The sequence below is a fragment of the Saccharospirillum sp. genome, assembly GCF_040881935.1.
Classification (GTDB): Bacteria; Pseudomonadota; Gammaproteobacteria; order Pseudomonadales; family Natronospirillaceae; genus Saccharospirillum.
Window position 1 is genome coordinate 82998 of sequence record NZ_JBBECH010000041.1, and the last position, 20665, is coordinate 103662.

At 53.9% G+C, this 20665-nt stretch carries 11 protein-coding genes; 10 read left to right on the forward strand and 1 reads right to left on the reverse strand.

Annotation, left to right across the window (positions count from 1 at the left end; genetic code table 11):
- Positions 1-36: 36 nt before the first annotated feature.
- Positions 37-1464, reverse strand: a complete 1428-nt coding sequence (locus WEB54_RS06840) for a Fic family protein (RefSeq protein ID WP_368054431.1) — start codon at positions 1462-1464, stop codon at positions 37-39.
- Between the two features lie 692 nt (positions 1465-2156).
- Here WEB54_RS06840 and WEB54_RS06845 point away from each other — a divergent pair.
- From WEB54_RS06845 to WEB54_RS06890, 10 genes are read left to right on the forward strand one after another with little or no spacing between them, the layout of a single operon-like run.
- The gene (locus WEB54_RS06845) at positions 2157-7451 is read left to right on the forward strand and encodes a DEAD/DEAH box helicase (protein ID WP_368054432.1); all 5295 of its coding nucleotides are present in this window, start codon (positions 2157-2159) and stop codon (positions 7449-7451) included.
- Entirely contained in the window at positions 7448-10222 is a 2775-nt protein-coding gene (locus WEB54_RS06850) for a helicase-related protein (RefSeq protein ID WP_368054434.1), read from the forward strand. The genes WEB54_RS06845 and WEB54_RS06850 overlap by 4 nt, the downstream gene beginning before the upstream one ends.
- A 9-nt stretch (positions 10223-10231) precedes the next feature.
- Positions 10232-14770: an N-6 DNA methylase gene (locus WEB54_RS06855; protein WP_368054436.1), complete on the forward strand. Its 4539-nt coding sequence runs from the start codon at positions 10232-10234 to the stop codon at positions 14768-14770.
- On the forward strand, positions 14760-16703 hold the full coding sequence (locus tag WEB54_RS06860; protein ID WP_368054438.1) for a hypothetical protein: 1944 nt from the start codon (positions 14760-14762) through the stop codon (positions 16701-16703). The genes WEB54_RS06855 and WEB54_RS06860 overlap by 11 nt, the downstream gene beginning before the upstream one ends.
- On the forward strand, positions 16700-16921 hold the full coding sequence (locus tag WEB54_RS06865) for a hypothetical protein (RefSeq protein ID WP_368054440.1): 222 nt from the start codon (positions 16700-16702) through the stop codon (positions 16919-16921). Before WEB54_RS06860 ends, WEB54_RS06865 begins: the two co-directional genes overlap by 4 nt.
- Positions 16921-18312 carry a DUF3696 domain-containing protein gene (locus WEB54_RS06870; RefSeq protein WP_368054442.1) on the forward strand — a complete coding sequence of 464 codons (1392 nt, stop codon included), beginning with the start codon at positions 16921-16923 and terminating at the stop codon, positions 18310-18312. The genes WEB54_RS06865 and WEB54_RS06870 overlap by 1 nt, the downstream gene beginning before the upstream one ends.
- Entirely contained in the window at positions 18309-18845 is a 537-nt protein-coding gene (locus tag WEB54_RS06875) for a hypothetical protein (RefSeq protein ID WP_368054444.1), read from the forward strand. Before WEB54_RS06870 ends, WEB54_RS06875 begins: the two co-directional genes overlap by 4 nt.
- Before the next feature lie 3 nt (positions 18846-18848).
- Positions 18849-19547 (forward strand): RNA ligase family protein, encoded by a 699-nt coding sequence (locus WEB54_RS06880; protein WP_368054446.1) that lies wholly within the window; start codon positions 18849-18851, stop codon positions 19545-19547.
- The gene (locus WEB54_RS06885; protein ID WP_368054448.1) at positions 19544-20314 is read left to right on the forward strand and encodes an HNH endonuclease; all 771 of its coding nucleotides are present in this window, start codon (positions 19544-19546) and stop codon (positions 20312-20314) included. The genes WEB54_RS06880 and WEB54_RS06885 overlap by 4 nt, the downstream gene beginning before the upstream one ends.
- On the forward strand, positions 20311-20616 hold the full coding sequence (locus WEB54_RS06890; protein ID WP_368054450.1) for a DUF262 domain-containing protein: 306 nt from the start codon (positions 20311-20313) through the stop codon (positions 20614-20616). Before WEB54_RS06885 ends, WEB54_RS06890 begins: the two co-directional genes overlap by 4 nt.
- Positions 20617-20665: the final 49 nt, after the last annotated feature.

A 20665-nucleotide genomic window follows, 5' to 3' on the forward strand; every position in this document is an offset into this window, starting at 1 on the left:
TTTCATTTCCTAAATCCGGAATTGAACCCGCGTCCGTTAATGCCCGTGAACCGCCTTCCAGCCCAGGTACTCGGACGGCCTTAACCCATAACGCGCCAGCACCCCTTCGTGCAGCCGCCGGAGCTCTTCGACGATCAGTGCCTGCACTTTCGCCTGCTCCCCCTTGGGAACAGCCTCTGCCACGGCACGGTGAATACAGGAGAGTGGCTCAAGCTCCGGACGGGTGATGACGTCGCGAATGGTCTGTTTGATGAGATCGCGCCAGGCCAGGCGAAGCGGGTCCGGCTCTGCCAAGTCTTGTTTGATAGCCAGATATTCCTGCGTCGAGCGCTCATAGGCCCAAATATAAAGATCGCGCAGCAGCTCCACGCGGCTCATTTCATACACGCCGAGAATCGCCCTGCTGTAGGCTTGCTCCGGAACATCCAGAAAAGTCAGCGGACAGAGGTTCGCACGAAACAGCGGTAAATTTGCGGCCAATCGAGAGGTGCGCTTGTTGATGTCGGCAAAGGGCTGCAAATAAGGTAAGTGCACCATCATGAAAAAGGATTGTTCGAACGGATCTTCAATCCGGTTAGCTTTGGCCAGCAAGGCGTCCAGCGCGTCTTCTATCTGTTGTGGCGTGGCAAGTGGGCGATAGACGCTCTTGCCGATATCGACGGCGTGCTGACGAATTCGCCCCTCATCTGCTGGATTTGGTAGCAAGTTTTCCGACAAAGCGCTGTGCAGGTTCATCAGGGTATAGCGGTTGAACTCCGCACTATCGATGTTTTCAACCAGTAATTCGATCGCTGTCTTATGGTTCAGGATCATCTGTGTTTCGATGGCTCCCTTGCCCTGCGCCGCCTTGCCGTTCTCGATCAGCTCACGCGTGTCGAGCCGGGAGTAGGTGTTGCCTTCCAGGTGGCTCGATGCCCATGACAAATCGATCAATAACCGGTTAAGAATGGCGCGGCTGTAGGTGCCCGCAGGTTCGTCAACGTCAGTGGTTCTGCCCATCTTGTACAATTGGCGGCGCAGCGACTGCGACAAATACCAGGTCTCGTTGGGACGGTACGCTTCGAGAAAATCTCGCTGGTAACCTACCGGCTTGCGCGCCTCTGGGGGCTGGTCGATATAGGCAAGGATGTCCTGGCTGTCGGCAGAGAGGGGAATAAAGGGCGGAAAACCATCTGCTCTGGTGGCCAGTGCGCCACTACCGGATTGAGCGTCGACACGAAAATAGCGGCGGGCTCTGCCTTCACCCCGAGCAGTGACCTGGCCGCTCTCAATCAGCTTCGCAATCAAGCGCTGCGCCGTTCGTCTGGCAATGCCAGGGTGCATGGACAGGAGCTCGGCAAGCGTCAATCCGTTCTCGGATGCCAGGATGCTGTTCAGCAAGGCTGTGGTGGATGACATAGCGGATGTGGCACCGTTCGATATTCGCGTGGCGCTATTATGGCGCAGTTTATTAAACTGCGCCATTTTTTACTCTGGAAGTGGCGCGGTTTATTGTAAAATGCGCCGCCACTCCTGATACGGAGTGGGTGTCGACCGTAGTGGCAAAGGTTCGCATGATTCAGTCGTGCGACCGTCTTGATGTCACGCCACTGGTGGTTTTCACTGAGTGACTAACACACAAATCAAAATAGACTCCTGCCAGGGTCTGCGGCACACTGCCTGCAGCAACGCGGCCGGCGTACACTTTATCGGGGAGTTATTCTGCCACGATCTGGTAGCGCGACTTGTTGGCATCCAGTCCGCCGCCTCCAGGGATTTGGCGATGTATTAGTAACTAGCATTTACTACGATGCCGAGGCCAAGACCTATGCTCTGGGGGCGAGCTTCCGGTCCATGTTCGGCTTTCCGCCAAAACGAGTGCTGATTTGACTGACCAAGGGCTTCGGCAATGGCGAGACACTACAGCACAAGGCCTGGTTAGGGTCGAAAACCCCGGCCAGAGAATTACGACTTGCAGAACGGTTCGCTGCGGCTGAAGCTGCTGGCCTCAACCGACGACGACACCCTACGACATTGGAGTGTTGAATTCATGTCAGACCACAGCCTGCGCGGCCACGTATACCGGCTGTGGCTGAAGGATCAATTGGCGCTGTACGGCGCCAAAAATGCGCTTTTAGCACCAGGATATACGGAACAGAGTAGCGGGAGAATGCACATTGGATAACGTCTTTGATTTTCGCAATCAACTCGTTGAGGAATACAGCACTTTCTCACGCAGTTTTACCCGCATTTCAGCTCAAGACATCCTTAATGAGGTTGAGCGCCAATACGATGCCGGTCGCTACTGGCCAGAACCTCTGATCCAGATCAACCCCAATTACCAGCGCAAAGGCACCGTGCAGCAATTAGTGCAACAAGGGTTCTTACAATCGGCTTGCGCGGATATTTTTCAAACAGGAAAAACGGAAAACAACCCACAAGATCTGCATCTCTATGCGCATCAAATGGAAGCCCTCGCAAAAGGGCAAAGCGGTCAAAGTTTTGTGGTAACAACAGGTACCGGGTCAGGTAAATCCTTGTCTTTTTTTATTCCCGTCATTGATCGCATCCTCAAGGCAAAAGCAGCAGACTCTACACCGAGCACCCGTGCCATTGTGATTTATCCGATGAACGCATTGGCAAACAGCCAACTGGAAGAGCTAGACAAATTTCTACATGGTTATCCAGAAGGTGAAAAACCCTTTACTGTCGCCCGCTATACCGGCCAGGAAAAGCCCGCAGAGCGGGAAGCCATAGCCGCCAACCCGCCCGACATTCTGTTAACCAACTTCATGATGCTGGAATTGATCCTTACCCGCTACGAGGAAACAGACAGGCGCGTGGTCGAACATTGCTACGATCTTGATTTTTTAATTCTGGACGAACTGCACACCTACCGTGGGCGCCAGGGCGCGGATGTAGCCATGCTGGTTCGTCGACTGCGGGAGCGCTTGAAGGCTAATCGATTGGTTTGCATCGGAACTTCCGCAACTATGTCCAGTGCGGGCAACTTAGCTGATCGCAACAAAACCGTCGCCTCTGTTGCAAGCAAGTTGTTCGGCACACCCATTTCCGAGCACGATGTGATTGGAGAAACTCTGGAACGAGTCACCGACCCGAGCAAAGATGTCGCATCTATTCGCGGCAAATTGAATGACGTACTCAATAAGCCGCAGTTCGGTTGGTCAGATTTTGCGGCCTTCCGCCAGGACCCTCTTGCTATATGGGTAGAGCTTAACCTTGGTATCGAGTTAAGCGAACACGAAGCGCCGCGCCGTGCCAAACCCATCACGCTTAAGGAAGCAAGCCAGCGCCTGATGCAGGATTCGGGGTGCAGTGAGGGGCAGGCACGCGAAGGCTTGCAGCGATTTCTGCTTGCCGCCCATGATATTAAAACCGAGCAAGGACGCCCGCCTTTTGCGTTCAAGCTGCATCAATTTATTAGCGGGCCCGGTAAGGTTCACGCTACGCTGGAACCTGCAAACCAACGCCAAATAACGCTGGATGCCCAACGTTTCGCCCCGGGCCGGCAGTCCGAGTCAGTACTCCTTTATCCCGTACATTTTTGCCGTGATTGCGGGCAGGAATACCATCCTGTCTGGCGTTCTGAACAGGGGCGTGTGCAGTACAGTCCGCGTGAAATTGACGATATTACCGCCGACGACAACGAGGACGTGCGCTTTGGTTTCTTGTGCCCCGCTAACCCGCAACAATCCTATCAGGGACAACTCGACGACTTGCCTGAAGCTTGGCTGGATCTAACCAAAGCAGAACCAAAGGTCAAAAATACATATAAAAAGGCCGTGCCAACGGCCACTCAGGTTGACCCGCAGGGCCTGGAAGAACGGGGTGAGCAATACTGGTATATCCCTGGCAAGTTCCGCTTCTGTCTGAACTGCGCCACCCTGCACGAAGCTCATGGCAAAGATATGAATCGGCTGTCCAGTTTGTCCGGTGAAGGGCGTTCGTCTGCCACGACTGTGCTCACGCTCAGCGCTTTGCGCCAGTTATTTGCACAGCAGGATCTACCTGCCGGATTGCCAGACCCGCGCAAGTTGCTTGGCTTTTCTGACAACCGTCAAGATGCAGCCTTACAAGCAGGGCACTTCAATGACTTTGTGTTTCTGCTCACCTTGCGTTCCGGGTTGATCGGCGCCTTACAGAACAGTCAAGGTCTGCTCACCGAAGAACATCTGTCCGACGCCGTATTCAAGGCTCTAGGTTTTGACGCCGTGGATGCTGCCACACTTACCGAATATCTACGTACTCCAAAACTCATGGGCTTGGCTCGGCAAGAAGCCCAGCGGACTTTGCGGTTCATTATTGGCTACCGTTTGCTACGCGATCTGCGCCGGGGCTGGCGTTTCAATAACCCGAATCTGGATCAGCTTAACCTGCTGGCCATCCGTTACCGTGGACTGGAGGATTTTTGCGCAGAGGAAACGCTGTTTGAAGGCGGCGGTTCCGTTCTGCGTAAACTCAATCCTTATAACCGGGCTGCGCTCTTTCAAATCGTGTTCGATGAAATGCGCCGGGGTCTGTGTCTGGAAAGCCGTTATCTGGATGCGGTGGAGCAGGATAAGGCTCGCAACAGTGCCTTCAGTTATTTGCACGAACGCTGGGCATTTGCTGCCGATGAAAAGCTGGAAACCGCACGCTACCTGATTCTCGACAAGCGCCCGGAATACAAGGGCAAGCCCCGCACCGACCTACTCAGTGGGGGCCCGCGCTCCCGTATGCTCAAGCTGGTTAAGACGGCCGCAGTCTGGAAACAAACCGCCTTTGCAGGACAAGTCCATGAATGGAAAGAAGTCGAGTGGGCCGAATTGATTCAGTCCATGCTGCAAGCGGCTAGCCTCTACGGTTATGTGCAGAAACAAGCAATTGACGGAAAAATAGTGGGCTGGCGTCTGAATGCAGCAGCTCTGGATTGGTGCTTGATCGGTGAGGATAGCGGTGAAAACCGCGTCAATGCCTTCTTCCGGAAGCTCTATCTTAGCGTGGCCAAACTGCTGCAACAGCCTGGTCACCCTCTGTTTGATTTTGAGGCACAGGAGCACACCGCCCAAGTAGAAGCACCACGACGCCAACTACTGGAACAGCGCTTTCGCTACACCGAAAAAGATCGCAAGGATTGGGACGACAACCCTGCCCACGAAGCTCCTTTGGAGCGTTTGCCGGTGATGTTCTGCTCCCCCACTATGGAGCTGGGTGTCGATATTTCCGCTCTTAACACGGTGTACCTGCGTAACGTGCCACCTACACCGGCCAACTACGCCCAGCGCAGTGGTCGGGCAGGCCGCTCCGGTCAGCAAGCACTGGTGGTCGCCTATTGCGCCGCGCTTAGCCCCCACGACCAATGGTTCTTCCACCATGCCAGCGACATGGTGCATGGTGTGGTAAAGCCGCCAACGCTGGATCTCGCCAATCGTGATCTGCTCGAAAGTCATCTGCGCGCGGTTTGGCTGGCCAGTGCTCAGGTTGGACTGGATAACAGCATTGCGCCACTGCTAGAGCTGGAGGCGGAGGGAAAACCCGTGAAGGCTGAATTGCATAAGCAGCTGGATGACTCAGCCGTACTTCAACGCGCGCGCCATAGTGCTGCCGCGGTGGTGGCACAATTAGGTGATGAGCTAAGAGCCAACAGCTGGTTTTCTGAGGATTACGTCAACCAGGTAATCGACGATTCACCTCAGGCTTTTTCCGGAGCACTCGAACGCTGGCGTGTACTGTTTGATTCCACCCGAAAACAAATGGAAATGGCGGATCAGATTGTCAAAAGCCATACGGCCTCCCATGCTGAGCGCAACAATGCCAGTCGGCGTTACGGCGATGCCGCCCGACAGTTTGCTGTGCTGCTAAAAACCGGCAATACCCAGGGCTCGGATTTCTACACTTACCGCTACCTGGCCAGCCAGGGTTTCCTGCCGGGGTACAACTTCCCACGTTTGCCATTGATGGCTTGGATTCCCGCGCGCGGTGGCAACGGCACCAATAGCAAAGATGACGAAGGCAGTATGGTCAGTCGGCCGCGTTTTCTGGCCCTATCGGAGTTCGGTCCGCGCAGCTTGATCTACCATCAGGGCCGTATGTATCGGGTCGTGCGTGCCAAACTCAACGTTGGCTCTGCAGATCATGTCTCTAGCAGCAGCCAGCTCAGCACCATCGCTTCACGCATTTGCAGCCAGTGTGGTTATGGCCATCTTGGCGAGCCGGGCGAAGGTGAACCACTGGTGGATCGCTGTGAAAACTGCGATACATTGCTTACCGATAATGACTGGGTTCGCGAATTGTACCGCATCGAGACGGTAGAGACGGTACCCGTAGAGCGCATCTCCATAAATGACGAAGACCGCCAACGACAGGGTTTTGAGCTGCAAACCACCTTCCGCTTTCTGCCCGGGCCAGATGGCCAGGTACAAAAAAGCCAGGCCCAGGTTAGCCTGGGGGAAAATATTATAGCGGGACTGGTGTACACCCCCGCCGCCCGCTTGTGGCGCGTAAACCGGGGCTGGCGCCGTCGTAAAGACAAGAATCAGCTGGGCTTCTACATTAACCCCATCACCGGCACCTGGAGCAAAAAAGACGATCCCAATGCCGAGGAAAGTGCCGGTGCTGTCGATGAGCCCTTGCTCGACAAGGTACCCAATCAGCGTATCGTGCCCTTTGTTGAAGATCACCGTAATTTGCTGATCCTCTCGCCTGTTGAAGAACTACCAAAGGAAGCCATGGCTACGTTGCAGGCCGCGATAAAACGTGGCATCGAGATGACCTTTCAGATTGAAGAATCGGAACTGGTAGCCGAACCCCTACCCACAAGTGATAAGCGTAAAGCCTTAATGTTTTACGAATCCGCTGAAGGCGGTGCCGGTGTACTTACGCGTTTAACAACAGAACCAAATAGCCTAGCGCAAGTGGCCAGTGCCGCATTGGAGTTGATGCATTTCACACAGCCGGAGCAGGCCTGGTCGGTAGAGGCACTGGAGAGTCATGAACAGAAACCCCATGGACACTCGATTTGTGAAGCAGGTTGCTACCAGTGCCTGTTGTCCTACTTCAACCAGCCTGACCACGACAACATCAATCGCCGAAATTCCGATGCGCTGAACTTCTTGGTGGCGCTAGCCAACGCTGAAGTAACCCTCGCCGCAACCCCAACTGCTTCAGCGGCGGTGCCACTAACTCCGGATACAGATGACGACTTGTTATCCAAGTGGCTGCAAGCACTGGGCCAACGCGGCTGCCGGCATCCGGATGCATTGAACGTTACCGTTAGCCAGGGTGAAGCCATCGCCGCTGGGCAATATAAATCCGCCCGCACCCTGGTTTTCCTGGAACCGATATCGAATAAACTTAAAGTCAGCTTGTTTGACAAGGGCTGGCAACTACTGGATTTTTCAGACTCAGGAAGGTGGCCCGCCCTTTTCGAACGCCACCCTGAAGTCTTTGGCAGGAACGATACAACAACATGACCCAAGGCAATTTTCTCCCTGGTAATCTGGTGCGCGCCCGTGGCCGCGAATGGGTGGTGCAAAGCGAGTCCCAGCCAGACTGGCTGCGGCTGCGTCCTCTCGGGGGTGCTGATGACGACATTATTTCTCTGATTCCCGGGCTAGAATTCCAGCCAGTGGAATCCGCCACTTTTCCCTGGCCTGATGCCGCGCGCCCCGGCAACCACTCCGCCGCATTGTTGTTGCGTGATGCTCTGCGCCTGAAATTACGCGCTGGTGGCGGGCCTTTCCGTTCCTTTGGCAATATCGCCGTGGAGCCTCGCGCCTATCAGTTGGTGCCGTTGCTGATGGCCCTGCGCCTGACCACCATACGCCTGCTGATTGCAGATGATGTAGGTATCGGTAAAACCATCGAAGCCGGGTTGATTGTGCGAGAGCTGATGGATCGCGGCGAAATCAGTCATTTGGCTGTACTGTGCCCCCCCCATCTGGTGGAGCAATGGCAAAGCGAGTTGCAAGAGCGCTTCCATTTACAAGCCGTTGCGCTGACCGCTGCCAGCGCCAGCCGCATCGAACGTAACCTGCCTCATGGCGTCAGCTTGTTTGACCATCATCCCGTGGTTGTGGTTAGCCTGGATTACATCAAAAGCGAACGCCACCGCGACTACTTTCTCGCCATCGCCCCCGAGTGCATCATCGTCGATGAAGCCCACACCTGCGCTACCGGCAGTCAGGGAAAGCAACTGCGCTATCAGTTGCTGCAACGACTGGTAGCCGACGCCGAACGCCACCTGATCATGCTCACAGCCACCCCACACTCCGGAGACGAAGCTGCATTCTACAACTTGATATCCCTGCTCAATCCGGCCTTTGCCGATTTGCAGGGGCGCACTTCCGCTAATGATCCATTGCGCCAAGAACTGGCACGGCATTTCGTTCAGCGCCGCCGTAAGGACATAGAAGAATGGCAGGCCAAAACCGACGCAGACCGTGCTTTCCCCAAGCGCATGAAAACGGAAGTTACCTATCAACTCAGTGGCGACTGGGGTTCATTTTTTGATGCGGTGCAAAGCTACTGCCGTGAACTGGCGGAAAACATCGAACAAACCGACAGCGGTGCCTCACGACTGATCTGGTACGCTACTCTGGCGCTGTTACGCTGTGTAGCCTCGTCACCCGCTGCAGCGGTTAAGGCGCTCACCACCCGCCTGCAAGGCACCTTGGACAGTGATGATGGGCTGCACGATGAACGGCTGTATGATGGCGAACCGGACGACCTATCCGGTAGTGATCTGGAGCCGCCCGGTCAGTTACAAGACACCAGCCATCTGCAAGCACTCATAGCCGAAGCCGGGCGATTGTCCGGTAAAAAAGGTGACCCGAAACTGGCAGCATTAATTCAGCATTTGCAAGGGCTGGTAAAAGAACGCTACCAGCCCGTGGTATTCTGCCGCTATATCGCCACTGCCCACTATGTAGCCGAGCATTTGCGCACGCACTTTGGCACCGACATTACCGTGGAAGCCATTACCGGCGACATGACGCCGGCCGAACGCCGCGAGCGGGTTGAAGCCATGGTGGAAACCGATCAACGCATTCTGGTGGCCACCGACTGCCTCTCCGAAGGTATCAATTTGCAACATTTGTTTACCGCTGTAGTGCACTACGACTTGGCCTGGAACCCCACGCGACACGAACAGCGCGAAGGCAGGGTAGACCGTTTTGGTCAGAAAGCCAAAGAAGTGCGTTGCACTATGCTCTATGGTCAAAATAACCCCGTAGACGGCTTTGTCCTTAATGTGATCTTGCGCAAAGGCGAGGCCATTCAAAAGGAGCTGGGCGTATTGGTGCCCATGCCGGAAGACGAGCAACGCATAAATCAGGCCTTGGTAAAAGCCGCTTTGATGAAACGCAGCGACCACAAGCACTATACCCCCGACCTGTTTGCCGATGCCGAAGTTATTCTACAGCCTCTCCAAGCACAATGGCGCGACGCCCTGGATAAAGCCAAATCCAACCGTACTGTGTTTGCCCAACGCCGTATACGCCCCGGCGAAGTGCTGCCCGAATGGCAAAAACAACAACAAGCCCTGGGCAATGCCGACGATGTGCAACGCTTTGTACACAGCGCGTGCGCCCGCCTGAATGCCCCGTTGGAAAAGGCCCGCAACAACCACTTTCGTTTTCTGCCCCAGCACCTACCCAGCGCGCTGCGCCAAAGGCTGGCCGACGATGGTATCGATAAACCCCTGACGCTAGACTTCACAGAATTGCACCGCAGCCACCCGCTGGTAACGATATTGGCTGAACATCTGCTGGAAGAAGCCTTGCAAGATTCCGATCAAGCCATCGCTGCCCGATGTGCCGCCACCGTCACCAACGATGTCGATGTAGTCACCACCCTTTACCTGTTGCGCCTGCGCCACCAGCTCAGCTATGTGCGCCGCCGCCAGCCGCATCAGTTGATGGCTGAAGAAACGGTTACCCTAGCCGTAAAAGGGCGCAGTAACCCAGAGTGGCTCAGTGATGACAGCGCAGCTGCTCTTTTGCAATGCCAACCCAGTGCTAACCTGCCGGCCGAGCAAATGCAGCGACAGATTCAATCCGCACTGGATTTTTTGCAGACCCAGCCAGAACGTTTGCGGGCTTTGGCCCAGCAACGTGCCGACACACTCCTGGCCGATCATAAACGGGTACGCGAGGCTGCTCGCGATATTGGCCAATACAGCGTCACCCCCTGTTTACCAGTGGATGTTATTGGTGTCTATGTCCTGCTACCCGATTCCCTGTAAGGTGGCCTAATGAAAAGAATCCACAAAACTCACGCCGCACTCAACCTGCCCAGCCTACGCTTGGAAGGAGCCTTGTTCCTACCCGATCAGTTGGAAAAAGCCGCCCTTGGGCAGGCCACCCTGCAGACCGAAGCGGACTACCACACACCCAAGGGTCTTAAGCTCAAGGATGACTACAGCCGGGCCTTCCAGATCGCTAACGCACAGTGGCAACACGTCGTCCGTTTATTCGAGCGCACTGACACTGACCCTCAGCACGCAACCACCACCTTTGTGCAAGAGCTGCTGCGCGACGCCTTCGCATACCATAGCATCCAGCCGGTGGCCGGGCTTACGTTGGGTGAGCGACACTACCCCATCGACTTGCTATCCGGGCAGCTACCCATCGTGGTGGCCCCCCACCATCTGGGCCTCGATACCCCGGACGAGCGCTTCAGCATTACCGACTCCGGCAGCCGCAAAAAAACCGCCTTCCAGTTGGCGCAGGAGTTTCTTAACGCCAGTAACGAGCATCTCTGGGCTATAGTTACAAACGGCAAGCAACTGCGCCTGCTACGCGATGCCGCTACCCTCACACGCCCCAGCTTTTTAGAGATCGACCTTCAAGATCTGCTCAGCGGCCAGCGTTTTGCCGAATTCGCCATGGCCTGGCGACTGCTACATGCCAGCCGCGCTGGGCAGGCCAGCGAGCCGCCCGAAGCCTGCGTCTGGGAAGCCTGGCGCGAAGCAGGCAAGGAAGAAGGCACCCGTGTACGCGAAGGCATGCGCAAAGGCGTAACCCAAGCGTTGCTTACTCTAGGCAGCGGTTTTTTGCAGCATCCAGCTAACGATGACCTGCGCCGCGACTTGCAAGACGGCAACCTCAGCAAGGATGACTATTTCCAGCAACTGCTGCGCCTGATCTACCGACTGATTTTTCTGTTCACGGTCGAAGAGCGCGGCTTGCTTCATCCTGCCGACAACAGTAATACCGCCCAACAAGCACGCCGTGCCTACGCCGAAGGCTATGCCATGGCGCGTTTGCGCGATCGCGCGCTCAAGCGCCGCGCCCGCAACCGCTTTGATGATTTGTGGCAGTCTGCGTGCATCGTTTTCAAGGGTTTGAACAAAGGGGAATCCCGCCTGGCACTCCCCGCACTGGGTGGCCTGTTCGCAAGCAGCCAATGCCCGGCACTGGATGCCGCCAGCCTTAACAATACCGATTGGCTGTTGGCCATCCAACACCTACGTTGGGACAATGCTAGTGGCAGCCTGGCTCCGGTTGATTATCGCAACATGGGCCCAGAAGAATTGGGGAGCGTGTACGAAAGCCTGTTGGAATTGGTGCCGGAGGTAGAGCTGCCCGCCCGCCTGTTCGGTTTTGCAGGCTTGACCAGCGATGGCAGCACGCAGGGCAATGCCCGCAAAACCAGCGGCAGCTACTACACACCAGACTCTCTGGTACAGGAACTGATCAAATCCGCTCTCGATCCAGTGATAGAGCAACGTCTGGCCGACAACCCAGCAGACCCAACCGGGGCGCTGCTCAACATTAAAGTTATCGACCCAGCGTGCGGTAGTGGCCATTTTCTATTGGCCGCCGCCCGTCGCTTGGCGGAACAGCTCGCTGCCCTACGTAGCACAGAAGGCGCAGTAAAACCTCAAGACTACCGTCACGCCCTGCGCGAAGTGATCAGCCATTGCATTTTTGGTGTGGATAGAAACCCCATGGCACTGGAGCTCTGCCGCACGGCCCTTTGGCTGGAAGGCTTTGAAGAAGGTAGGCCACTGTCCTTCCTCGACCACCACCTGCAATGTGGTGATGCACTCCTGGGCCTCACCGACCTGAAAGCACTGGAAAAAGGCATTGCCCCAGCGGCCTTCAAACCACTTTCTGGCGATGATAAAGCCATTTGCAAACAACTGGCGCAGCTTAACAAGGCAGCGCTAAAAGATTTAGAAAAGAAAAGGATCGCCAATGCCTTTGGGCAATTGGATGAAATTGATCCAACCAATAGCGGTTTGACACAACTGCAAGCTCTTGAAGCCCTGCCGGAAGATACCCCCCAGGACATCGCCAAACGCGCTGCTACTTATCAAGCCGTTCAGCAACAGGTCGCCAACAGCCGCTGGGCCCACGCCGCTGATCTGTTACTGGGCGCCTTTGTGCTGCCCAAAACCGAAACTACCGCTGGGCAAATCCCCACCAGTCAGACACTGTTTCTGGAACTTTTCAGCGACCAGCACAACGCTCAGCATCAGCTGCAGTTGCAGGCTGCCCGGAATGCTTGCCGGGAGACCCGCGTACTCCACTGGCCGCTAGCCTTTCCACAGGTGTTTGCCAAGGGTGGCTTTGACTGCGTGCTGGCCAACCCCCCTTGGGAGCGTATAAAACTGCAAGAAGAAGAGTTTTTCGCTACCCGCAGCCCCATGGTAGCAACCGCTAAAAACAAAGCTGAGCGTAGCCAGCGCATCGACTGGCTAGCTCAAGGTCAACTCGCGAAGCATATCTACCCCGATCAGGAGCACAGCGAACTGGCCAGCATTGCCGAGCAACGTCTTTACAAGGCCTTTTTAAGCGCCCGCCGCACCGCTGAGGCCGCCAGTTCCTTTGCCCATGTAAAACGGCCGGAAGGTGGTCGTTACCCTCTTACAGGAGTAGGCGATGTAAATACCTATGCATTGTTTGCTGAGTCCATCAGCCAAATCACTCATACCCATGGCCGTGCCGGATTTATCGTACCTTCTGGAATTGCAACTGATGATTCGACCAAGCATTTTTTCTCGTCCGTTGTTACGACCAATCACTTGGTATCATTTTATGGCTTCGATAATGCTAAGCGGATTTTTCCGGCAGTACACCCAGATACACCTTTCGCTCTCGTCACTCTTGGCCATAATCCAAGTGAAATTAAGCTTGCGCATTACATCCTTAGTACTGAGGAGTTGAATGATCCTCGTCGAATTTTCACCTTGGAACCAAAAGATTTTCCTCTTATTAACCCCAACACCCTTACCTGTCCGGTATTTCGCGCTCGTCATGATGCGGAGTTAGCGCGGCAGATCTATCAACGGGTACCAGTACTAATTCGCGATGCGTGCGGGAGCCAGCCGGAGCAGAACCCCTGGGGTATTTCGTTTATGCGAATGTTTGATATGTCGAATGACAGCCATTTGTTTTTTGAAGCATGCAATGAGGGTGGAAACAGACTGCTGCCGCTGTATGAAGCCAAGATGATCCACCAGTTCGACCACCGCTGGGCAACCTACGAAGCTAGAGTCAAAAGCCAAGCAGGTAAGGGTGATATGGCCAGCCGTGATGTTACTGCAGCTGAAAAAGCCGATAGGGAGTTCAGCGCTAACCCACGGTACTGGGTGAGTGAGGTCGAAGTACGAAAGAGATTAGCTGACAAGTGCTGGGGCAGGCAATGGTTGTTGGGTTGGCGGGATATTACCAATGCTACTAACGGGCGTACGGTGATCGCGAGTATCGCCCCTGTGGTGGGGGTAGGGCACACTATGCCGATTTTGTTTAGCTTGCAGCCCCCCGCTCAGACAGCAGGGTTACTAGCCAATCTAAGCTCCCTTGTGCTGGACTTTATCGCCCGTGTGAAGGTGGGTGGTACTCATCTGACCTACGGGTACTTAAAGCAATTCCCGGTTTTACCCCCAGAATTCTATACCAAAACAGACCTCGACTTTATCATTCCGCGCGTACTGGAACTCACCTACACTGCTTGGGACATGGAAGCATGGGCACAAGATCTAGGTTATGATGGAGGACCCTTCGCCTTTAACTCAGAACGGCGTGCCATATTGCGCGCCGAACTCGACGCCTGGTATGCCCGTGCCTACGGCCTCAACCGCGAGCAGTTGCGCTACATTCTTGACCCCGCTGACATCGAAGGCCCCGACTACCCCTCGGAAACCTTCCGCGTATTGCAGAAAAATGACCTGAAGAATTACGGCGAATACCGGACACAACGGTTGGTACTGGAGGCGTGGGATAGGCTGCACGAGCAGGAGACTAGTCAAGACGAAAATCCTTATCGCATAGCCGCCTCACAAAGCGATGATAACCTCGGAACAGCTCCAGATGAGTGCTGGATGCGCCCGAATCAGGATCAACGCGCTGAAATCGGAGTTCAGTTGATCGCTTTGTTGAATGCGGCCAAGGCACCTTTACCTATACGCCAGATGCGGATTGCGGTAGCGCTCGCTATGGAGCCTAGGCTGATGTTACCACTACTGGATGAACACAAAGCCGATGAATGGCAGAGGTTAGTTGGCGACGAAGCTAGGCCCTTGGCGCGCAATATGCTGGCACTTCCTGTCCGCTCCAATCAGGAATGGGGCGCAGCGGTACGACACCTGAGAACAACCGGATACCTGATAGAGAACCAAAAAGACCACACCTGGGAACCGGGTCAGCGCACTCAAGAGTTCCCAACACCCGTATGGGCAAATGGCCGGGCAAGCTGGGTATTGGAAATCGTACAAAGCTTGGATACACCATCACTGCTAACCCAATTGCCGGAAGAGACAAGGGAGTGGATCAATGCAGCCTGAGTTATTTCAACGCACCTTGGATGACACACCCGCTGGTGATATAAAAGCACCTCGATTGTGGGTGCGTCGCCTGGTGATATGGGAAGCACCTGATAAACAGCCATTGCGAGATATTCCGCTACGCCCGGGTATGAACATCGTCTGGACACCAGATGATCAGGGCATTGGCCATGGTGGTGGCAAGACACTTTTCTGCCGCTTGCTGCGTTACTGTCTGGGAGAAAATACATTTGCCCCGGAAGAGCAACGAGACAGCATAGCCTCAGCGTTTCTGAATGCTTATGTGGGCGCCGAGGTGATACTAGATGGCGTTTGTTGGGCCATTCTTCGCCCATTGGGTAGCCGCCGTCGGCATTTCGCAGTTCCTGAAGGACAACTGGAAGAATTGATCAAGGGCGAGATGTCATCAACTGGTATAGAGCCGTTTCTGAACGCAGTAGAAAACAAAATGATAACCTCTCAGGTTGCCGAACTGGTGCCGGGTCGCAAACAGCAGTACCTCGCTTGGCAAGTAGCCTTGGCTTGGTTGACTCGCGATCAGGAATGCCGTTTTGACCATGTGTTAGACTGGCGATCTACACAGTCTGATTCAGACTCTCCAGCCAGAGGCCTGAACCAGACCGAAAAACTTGAAGCACTTCGTGCTTTTTTGAAAGCCATGACCCCACAAGAGCAATCATTACGGCAGGAAATTTCCAAGCAGGACGAAGTAAAAGGAAAACTCGAACGGGAAACAGACCACCAACGTTGGGAAATTCAGCGATTACGACAGGCTTTGCTGGAAGCATTTTCTGTGACTGATGATGAACTGACGCAAGGTAGTATGGGTATTGCCTTATTGCGGGATGCGGCCCACAGTCGGCTGGCCAAGCTATCCGATGTGCCATCGGATCAGGGAGTAACGAATGTTCATGAAGCCAGAGATGCCTATGAATCCGCCAAAAATGCAGTAATAGAAATTGAAAAAAAGGCAGAGAGACTCGGTGCTGAAATTGCCATTATTCCCAACCTTATTGCACGCATTGAAGGCGAATACCCCAGTCTTCAGCTAGCTCTTTCTGAAACAGAAAGTTTCCCCTGTCCGATCTGTGAAGTTCCAATAGACAGGGTTTTGGCAGATGGATGTGGTTTGTCCCACAAGCTACCGGATATTGACGCCTGCAAACAACGATTGCAACAAAATCGTGACGACTATGCAAACGAGAAGGAAAGACTAACTGTTAAAAGACGGGAACTAAATCAGCTAAAACCAGAACTGGAACTGGCCAAGCAGAAAAAAGATATTGCTGAGGCACGTTATAGAAAGCTTGATGACGCACGCCATTCACAGGAAAACTCACTATATGAAGCTAAACGCTTAATTGATGAATCCGAACGCTTAGAACACTTGATGCATCATCAGCAACAAACCTCGGAAAAGCTACAAGGCGTTATTGAGAACATAGAAAATATGCGACAACAGGTAATCGATTTAATTAATCGACAAGCCAGCGCACTTTCTGAGTTGAACGAAAAATTCGATGCTATTATTAATAGCCTAATCAAAGATGATTGCAGCGGCTCAATCCGCCTAACAGGAAAAGGCTTAAACCTAACAGTACAAATGGGCGGCAACCGGTCCACCTCAGCGATTGATTCACTGAAAGTAGTGGCGTTTGATCTAGCCGCACTCTGCCTTGCCATTGAAGGAAAAACAAATATCCCTGCGTTTCTTATTCATGACAGCCCGCGAGAGGCCGACTTAGGCCTGCCACTTTACGATAGGTTATTTCAGCTTATTCGTGATCTTGAAGATGTAGGCGGATCACCACTATTTCAGTATATTATTACTACGACAACACGGCCTCCAACCGAATTTCAGGTTAAACCTTGGCTGGCTGTACGGCTGTCAGGGTCACCTGCTTCGGAACGATTATTGAGGAATGATTTATGATGGAGTCCTGGTATAAAAAAGAAATTTATTTTACGGTGGAATTTATTCTTTTAGGAAATGGAGTTGTTATTTCCTGTAATACCCACAGCCTAGCCAAGAAAGCATCAATATTAGGTTGCCATCAGAGTGGCAAGCCATACAGTCATCTTTACTGGAAACACCACCAGCAATCAATATGTAATCCTTGGGAAAGGTTGCAAACTGGAGTATTTAACTGATGCTGACCTCATTACATATTCAGAACTTCAAAGCGTGGAAAGACACTGGAAAAATTCGACTGGCACCTCTGACAGTAATTTTTGGTGCTAACAGTGCAGGCAAGAGCAGCTTGGGTCATCTGCTGCTTGCGCTTAAGCAAACCGTTCTTTCTGCCGATCGAAAACGGCCGTTGCATCTGGGTGATGAAAACTCCTTGATCGAACTGGGTACCTTTTCTGAATGCATCCACAACCATGACCTCAGCCAGCCTTTGCGTTTTGATTTGGGCTGGCAGTTGCCCCAAAAATTGGAAGTGCGCGACCCTCTGACCCGAGCAAGATACCTTGGTGATCATTTGCAGCTCGATGTAAGCTTGCTGGCCGATAAGCGGGAACAGCCTCGCGTGCAACAGATGAGCTATCAACTGACCAGTGAAGACGCACTGGAGTTGGCAGTGAACTATGCCAACGATCAACTAGGTAAGCCTGAAATCATGTCAGACCAACTAAAACTGGTGCGCAGCACAGGCCGCGCCTGGCCGCTGGATGAGCCTGACAAGTTTTACCGAATTTCCGACCAGAGTCGCGCTCGGTTTCAGAACGCCGAGTTTTTATCGGATTTCGCGCTTGCGACGGAGGCAGCACTGGGGAGTGTTTTTTACCTAGGGCCCCTGCGAGACCACCCCAAACGAATTTATTCCTGGTCCGGCGAGACACCGGAGAGTGTTGGCCAAAAGGGTGAGTTTACAATTCCTGCAATTCTCGCCTCCAGCGCTGAGCAGCGTATGCTCAGTCGTGGTTACAAGAAAAAGCAGTACCCCTTTGATACGTTTATTGCGCAGTGGCTCAAGGATCTAGGTGTGATCGAGAGTTTCAGCGTTAAGCCAGTAGCCAAAGGGCGCAAGGAGTATGAGGTGCTTCTTAAGACCCATGGCACCAGCAGCGAAGTGAAGATAACAGATGTGGGGTTTGGCGTGTCGCAAGTGTTGCCAGCCCTGACTCAGGCCTTTTATTGCCCGCCACATTCGACCGTGTGGATGGAGCAACCGGAAATCCATCTGCACCCCCAGGTGCAGGCTGAGCTGGCCGATGTGTTTATTGCTGCCACCCAGGCTCGGGAAAACGGCAGGGAACGTCATGTACAGTTGATAGTGGAAAGCCATTCCGAGCATTTTCTTAACCGCATTCAGCGTCGTGTGGCTGAAGGTAGTTTATTGGCCGAGGATGTGGCCGTGTACTTCTGTAACCGCGCCGGAGCGACCACCGAATTGGAGTCGTTGAACCTGAATATGTTCGGTGAGATTGAAAATTGGCCTGATAATTTCTTTGGTGACGAAATGGCTGACATATCCGCCAGAACCTTAGCTGCCATGAAACGTAAGAAGGAGCAACGTCGGGAGTTGGGTAAATGAACAGCGTGGTAATCGATACCAACATCCTTTTAATCGCCAATCGTCTGCATGACTCGGTATCGCCAGAATGCGTCGAAGAATGCATCTATCGCTTACAGGCAGTTCAGCAGAACGGCACAGTGGTGATTGATGACGATTATCTGATTCTTGGCGAATACCTGCACAAAACTCAGCTAAATCCGCCCAAGGGGGTCGGTGATGTATTTCTCAAGTGGCTACTGCGTAGCGCCGGTAACCCGAAGCATTGTGCAAAAGTGTCCATAACCGAGAGCGCAGCCAATGAATTCGATGAATTCCCCGATCAGGCTCTTCAGCCCGCGTTCGACGCGCCGGATCGAAAGTTTGCCGCTGTTGCCAATGCGCATCCTGATAAACCGCCGGTATGGCAGGGCGCTGATTGTAAATGGCTTGATTGGTGGCCGCAGTTGCAAAGAGCAGGTATTGGCGTTGAGTTTGTTTGCCCGAATGACACCTGTCGTTTTTATACAAACAAGTTTCCAGGCAGGCCAGTTCCAGCGTTGCCGCAGGATTGAGCCATGACCGACTTCTTCCGCTTCCCCCACACACCCCATATCACCTGGCTTGGCAAGGGCATGCCTCGCGGTGACAAGGTTTTGGCGTCTCATGAAGTCGAGGTCTTGCTGTCTGGAAAGGTACGTGTCGAAGAAAAACTCGACGGTGCCAATCTTGGCATTTCCCTTGGCACCGATGGCGCACTGCGTGCCCAGAACCGCGGCCAGTATCTGTTAGAGCCTTTCATCGGCCAGTTTTCGCGGCTTGGTTCCTGGCTAGCCCAGCATCAATGGGCCTTGACCGAGAAGTTGAACAGCGACCTGATTCTGTTTGGCGAGTGGTGCGCCGCGAAACACTCGCTGGATTACGAGAGCCTCCCCGATTGGTTTCTAGTATTTGATGTTTACGACCGCCGCGCCGGGCGCTTCTGGAGCAGTGCTCGGCGCAATTCACTGGCAGCAAAGCTTGAACTTTCGGTGGTTCCATCTGTCTACGAAGGTAGCGCCAGCCTACCAGCTCTAAAAAAAATACTCGCCACCAGCACCAGCCGTTACCGTGATGGACCTCCGGAAGGCTTGGTAATCCGTCGGGATTCCGGCGACTGGTGCGAAGCTCGCGCAAAGCTGGTCCGCGCTGAATTTACCCAAAAAATCAACGAGCACTGGCGCAGCCGAACCATTGAGTGGAATCGTGTGGCATTGGACGAGAGCAAATCGATATGACCCCCCTGCAACGTGCACTGGTCGAAAAAGCTGGCAATGATCACGGTTTTGAATATGTATTACCCGCCAACGATCATACGGTAAAACTTGCCTCTGCCCGACACCGTGTGCAGGTGTGTATCAGCGCAATTGATGGGCAATATACGCTTTCTTTTACTTCGCCCGCCTCCACTCTGTTGAGCGCGGAGTTGGCACGCAGCCTGCCCGCTTTGCGGCGTAGCGCGGACAGTTTCGTGGCGCCTGATCAGGTTGCATTGACCCAAGTGTTGCGCCGTGCCGCCGAGCTGGCACATGCCCTACCTAACCAGGCAGTGCGTGACTTTGAGGCAAGCCTGACACAGGAACTGACGCAACTACCAGAGGAACTTAAAAACACCGAAGTCGAGCGCCTGGTGCGCCAACGAATAGGCCAGCAGGCCTTTCGCAGTGCCATGGTTGATTACTGGGATGGTGCTTGCGCCGTTACTGGCATCGCCTTGTCCGAGGTACTGCGCGCCAGCCATGCCAAGCCCTGGGCCGCGTGTGACAGCGATACTGAGCGGCTGGATGTGTTCAACGGTTTTTTGCTAAGTGCCAATCTGGATGCGTTATTCGACCGCTTCCTCATTAGCTTCAGTGATGCGGGCACGCTATTACTGTCTCCACGGATCACCCCAGATACCCAGGCCCGCCTAGGGTTGACTCAGCCACTGTGCCTACGCTGGCTGGCAGAGGAGCACCAACCCTATCTGAACTATCACCGGAATCGATTTGGAGCCTTGATGTGAGCACCTTCGACAGCACCAAAACCCCCTTGCCCGAGATCATCAAACAGATAACCGAAGGCAAATTGCAACTGCCGGACTTTCAACGTGGCTGGGTGTGGGACGATGAACATGTACGATCACTACTGGTAAGCATAGCGCGATCTTTCCCGGTGGGTGCTGTGATGCTGCTGGAAACTGGCGGTGAAATACGCTTTCAGGTGAGACCGGTGGAGAACGTTGCCATTGCCCGAACCGGAGCGCCTGATTGCCATCCTGCACAGCCACTGTATCGATGCGTCAGCTATGAGGGCCTATGGCTTTGATAGCTTTCTCGCACGACGCCAGGAGCGGCTATTGGCAATGATTGAGAGT

Excerpts from the sequence above, each read along its gene's own strand:
- WEB54_RS06840 (WP_368054431.1), bottom strand. The coding sequence starts at position 1,464 with ATGGCGCAGTTTAATAAACTGCGCCATAATAGCGCCACGCGAATATCG.
- WEB54_RS06850 (WP_368054434.1), top strand. The coding sequence starts at position 7,448 with ATGACCCAAGGCAATTTTCTCCCTGGTAATCTGGTGCGCGCCCGTGGC.
- WEB54_RS06855 (WP_368054436.1), top strand. The coding sequence starts at position 10,232 with ATGAAAAGAATCCACAAAACTCACGCCGCACTCAACCTGCCCAGCCTA.
- WEB54_RS06860 (WP_368054438.1), top strand. The coding sequence starts at position 14,760 with ATGCAGCCTGAGTTATTTCAACGCACCTTGGATGACACACCCGCTGGT.
- WEB54_RS06865 (WP_368054440.1), top strand. The coding sequence starts at position 16,700 with ATGATGGAGTCCTGGTATAAAAAAGAAATTTATTTTACGGTGGAATTT.
- WEB54_RS06870 (WP_368054442.1), top strand. The coding sequence starts at position 16,921 with ATGCTGACCTCATTACATATTCAGAACTTCAAAGCGTGGAAAGACACT.
- WEB54_RS06875 (WP_368054444.1), top strand. The coding sequence starts at position 18,309 with ATGAACAGCGTGGTAATCGATACCAACATCCTTTTAATCGCCAATCGT.
- WEB54_RS06880 (WP_368054446.1), top strand. The coding sequence starts at position 18,849 with ATGACCGACTTCTTCCGCTTCCCCCACACACCCCATATCACCTGGCTT.
- WEB54_RS06885 (WP_368054448.1), top strand. The coding sequence starts at position 19,544 with ATGACCCCCCTGCAACGTGCACTGGTCGAAAAAGCTGGCAATGATCAC.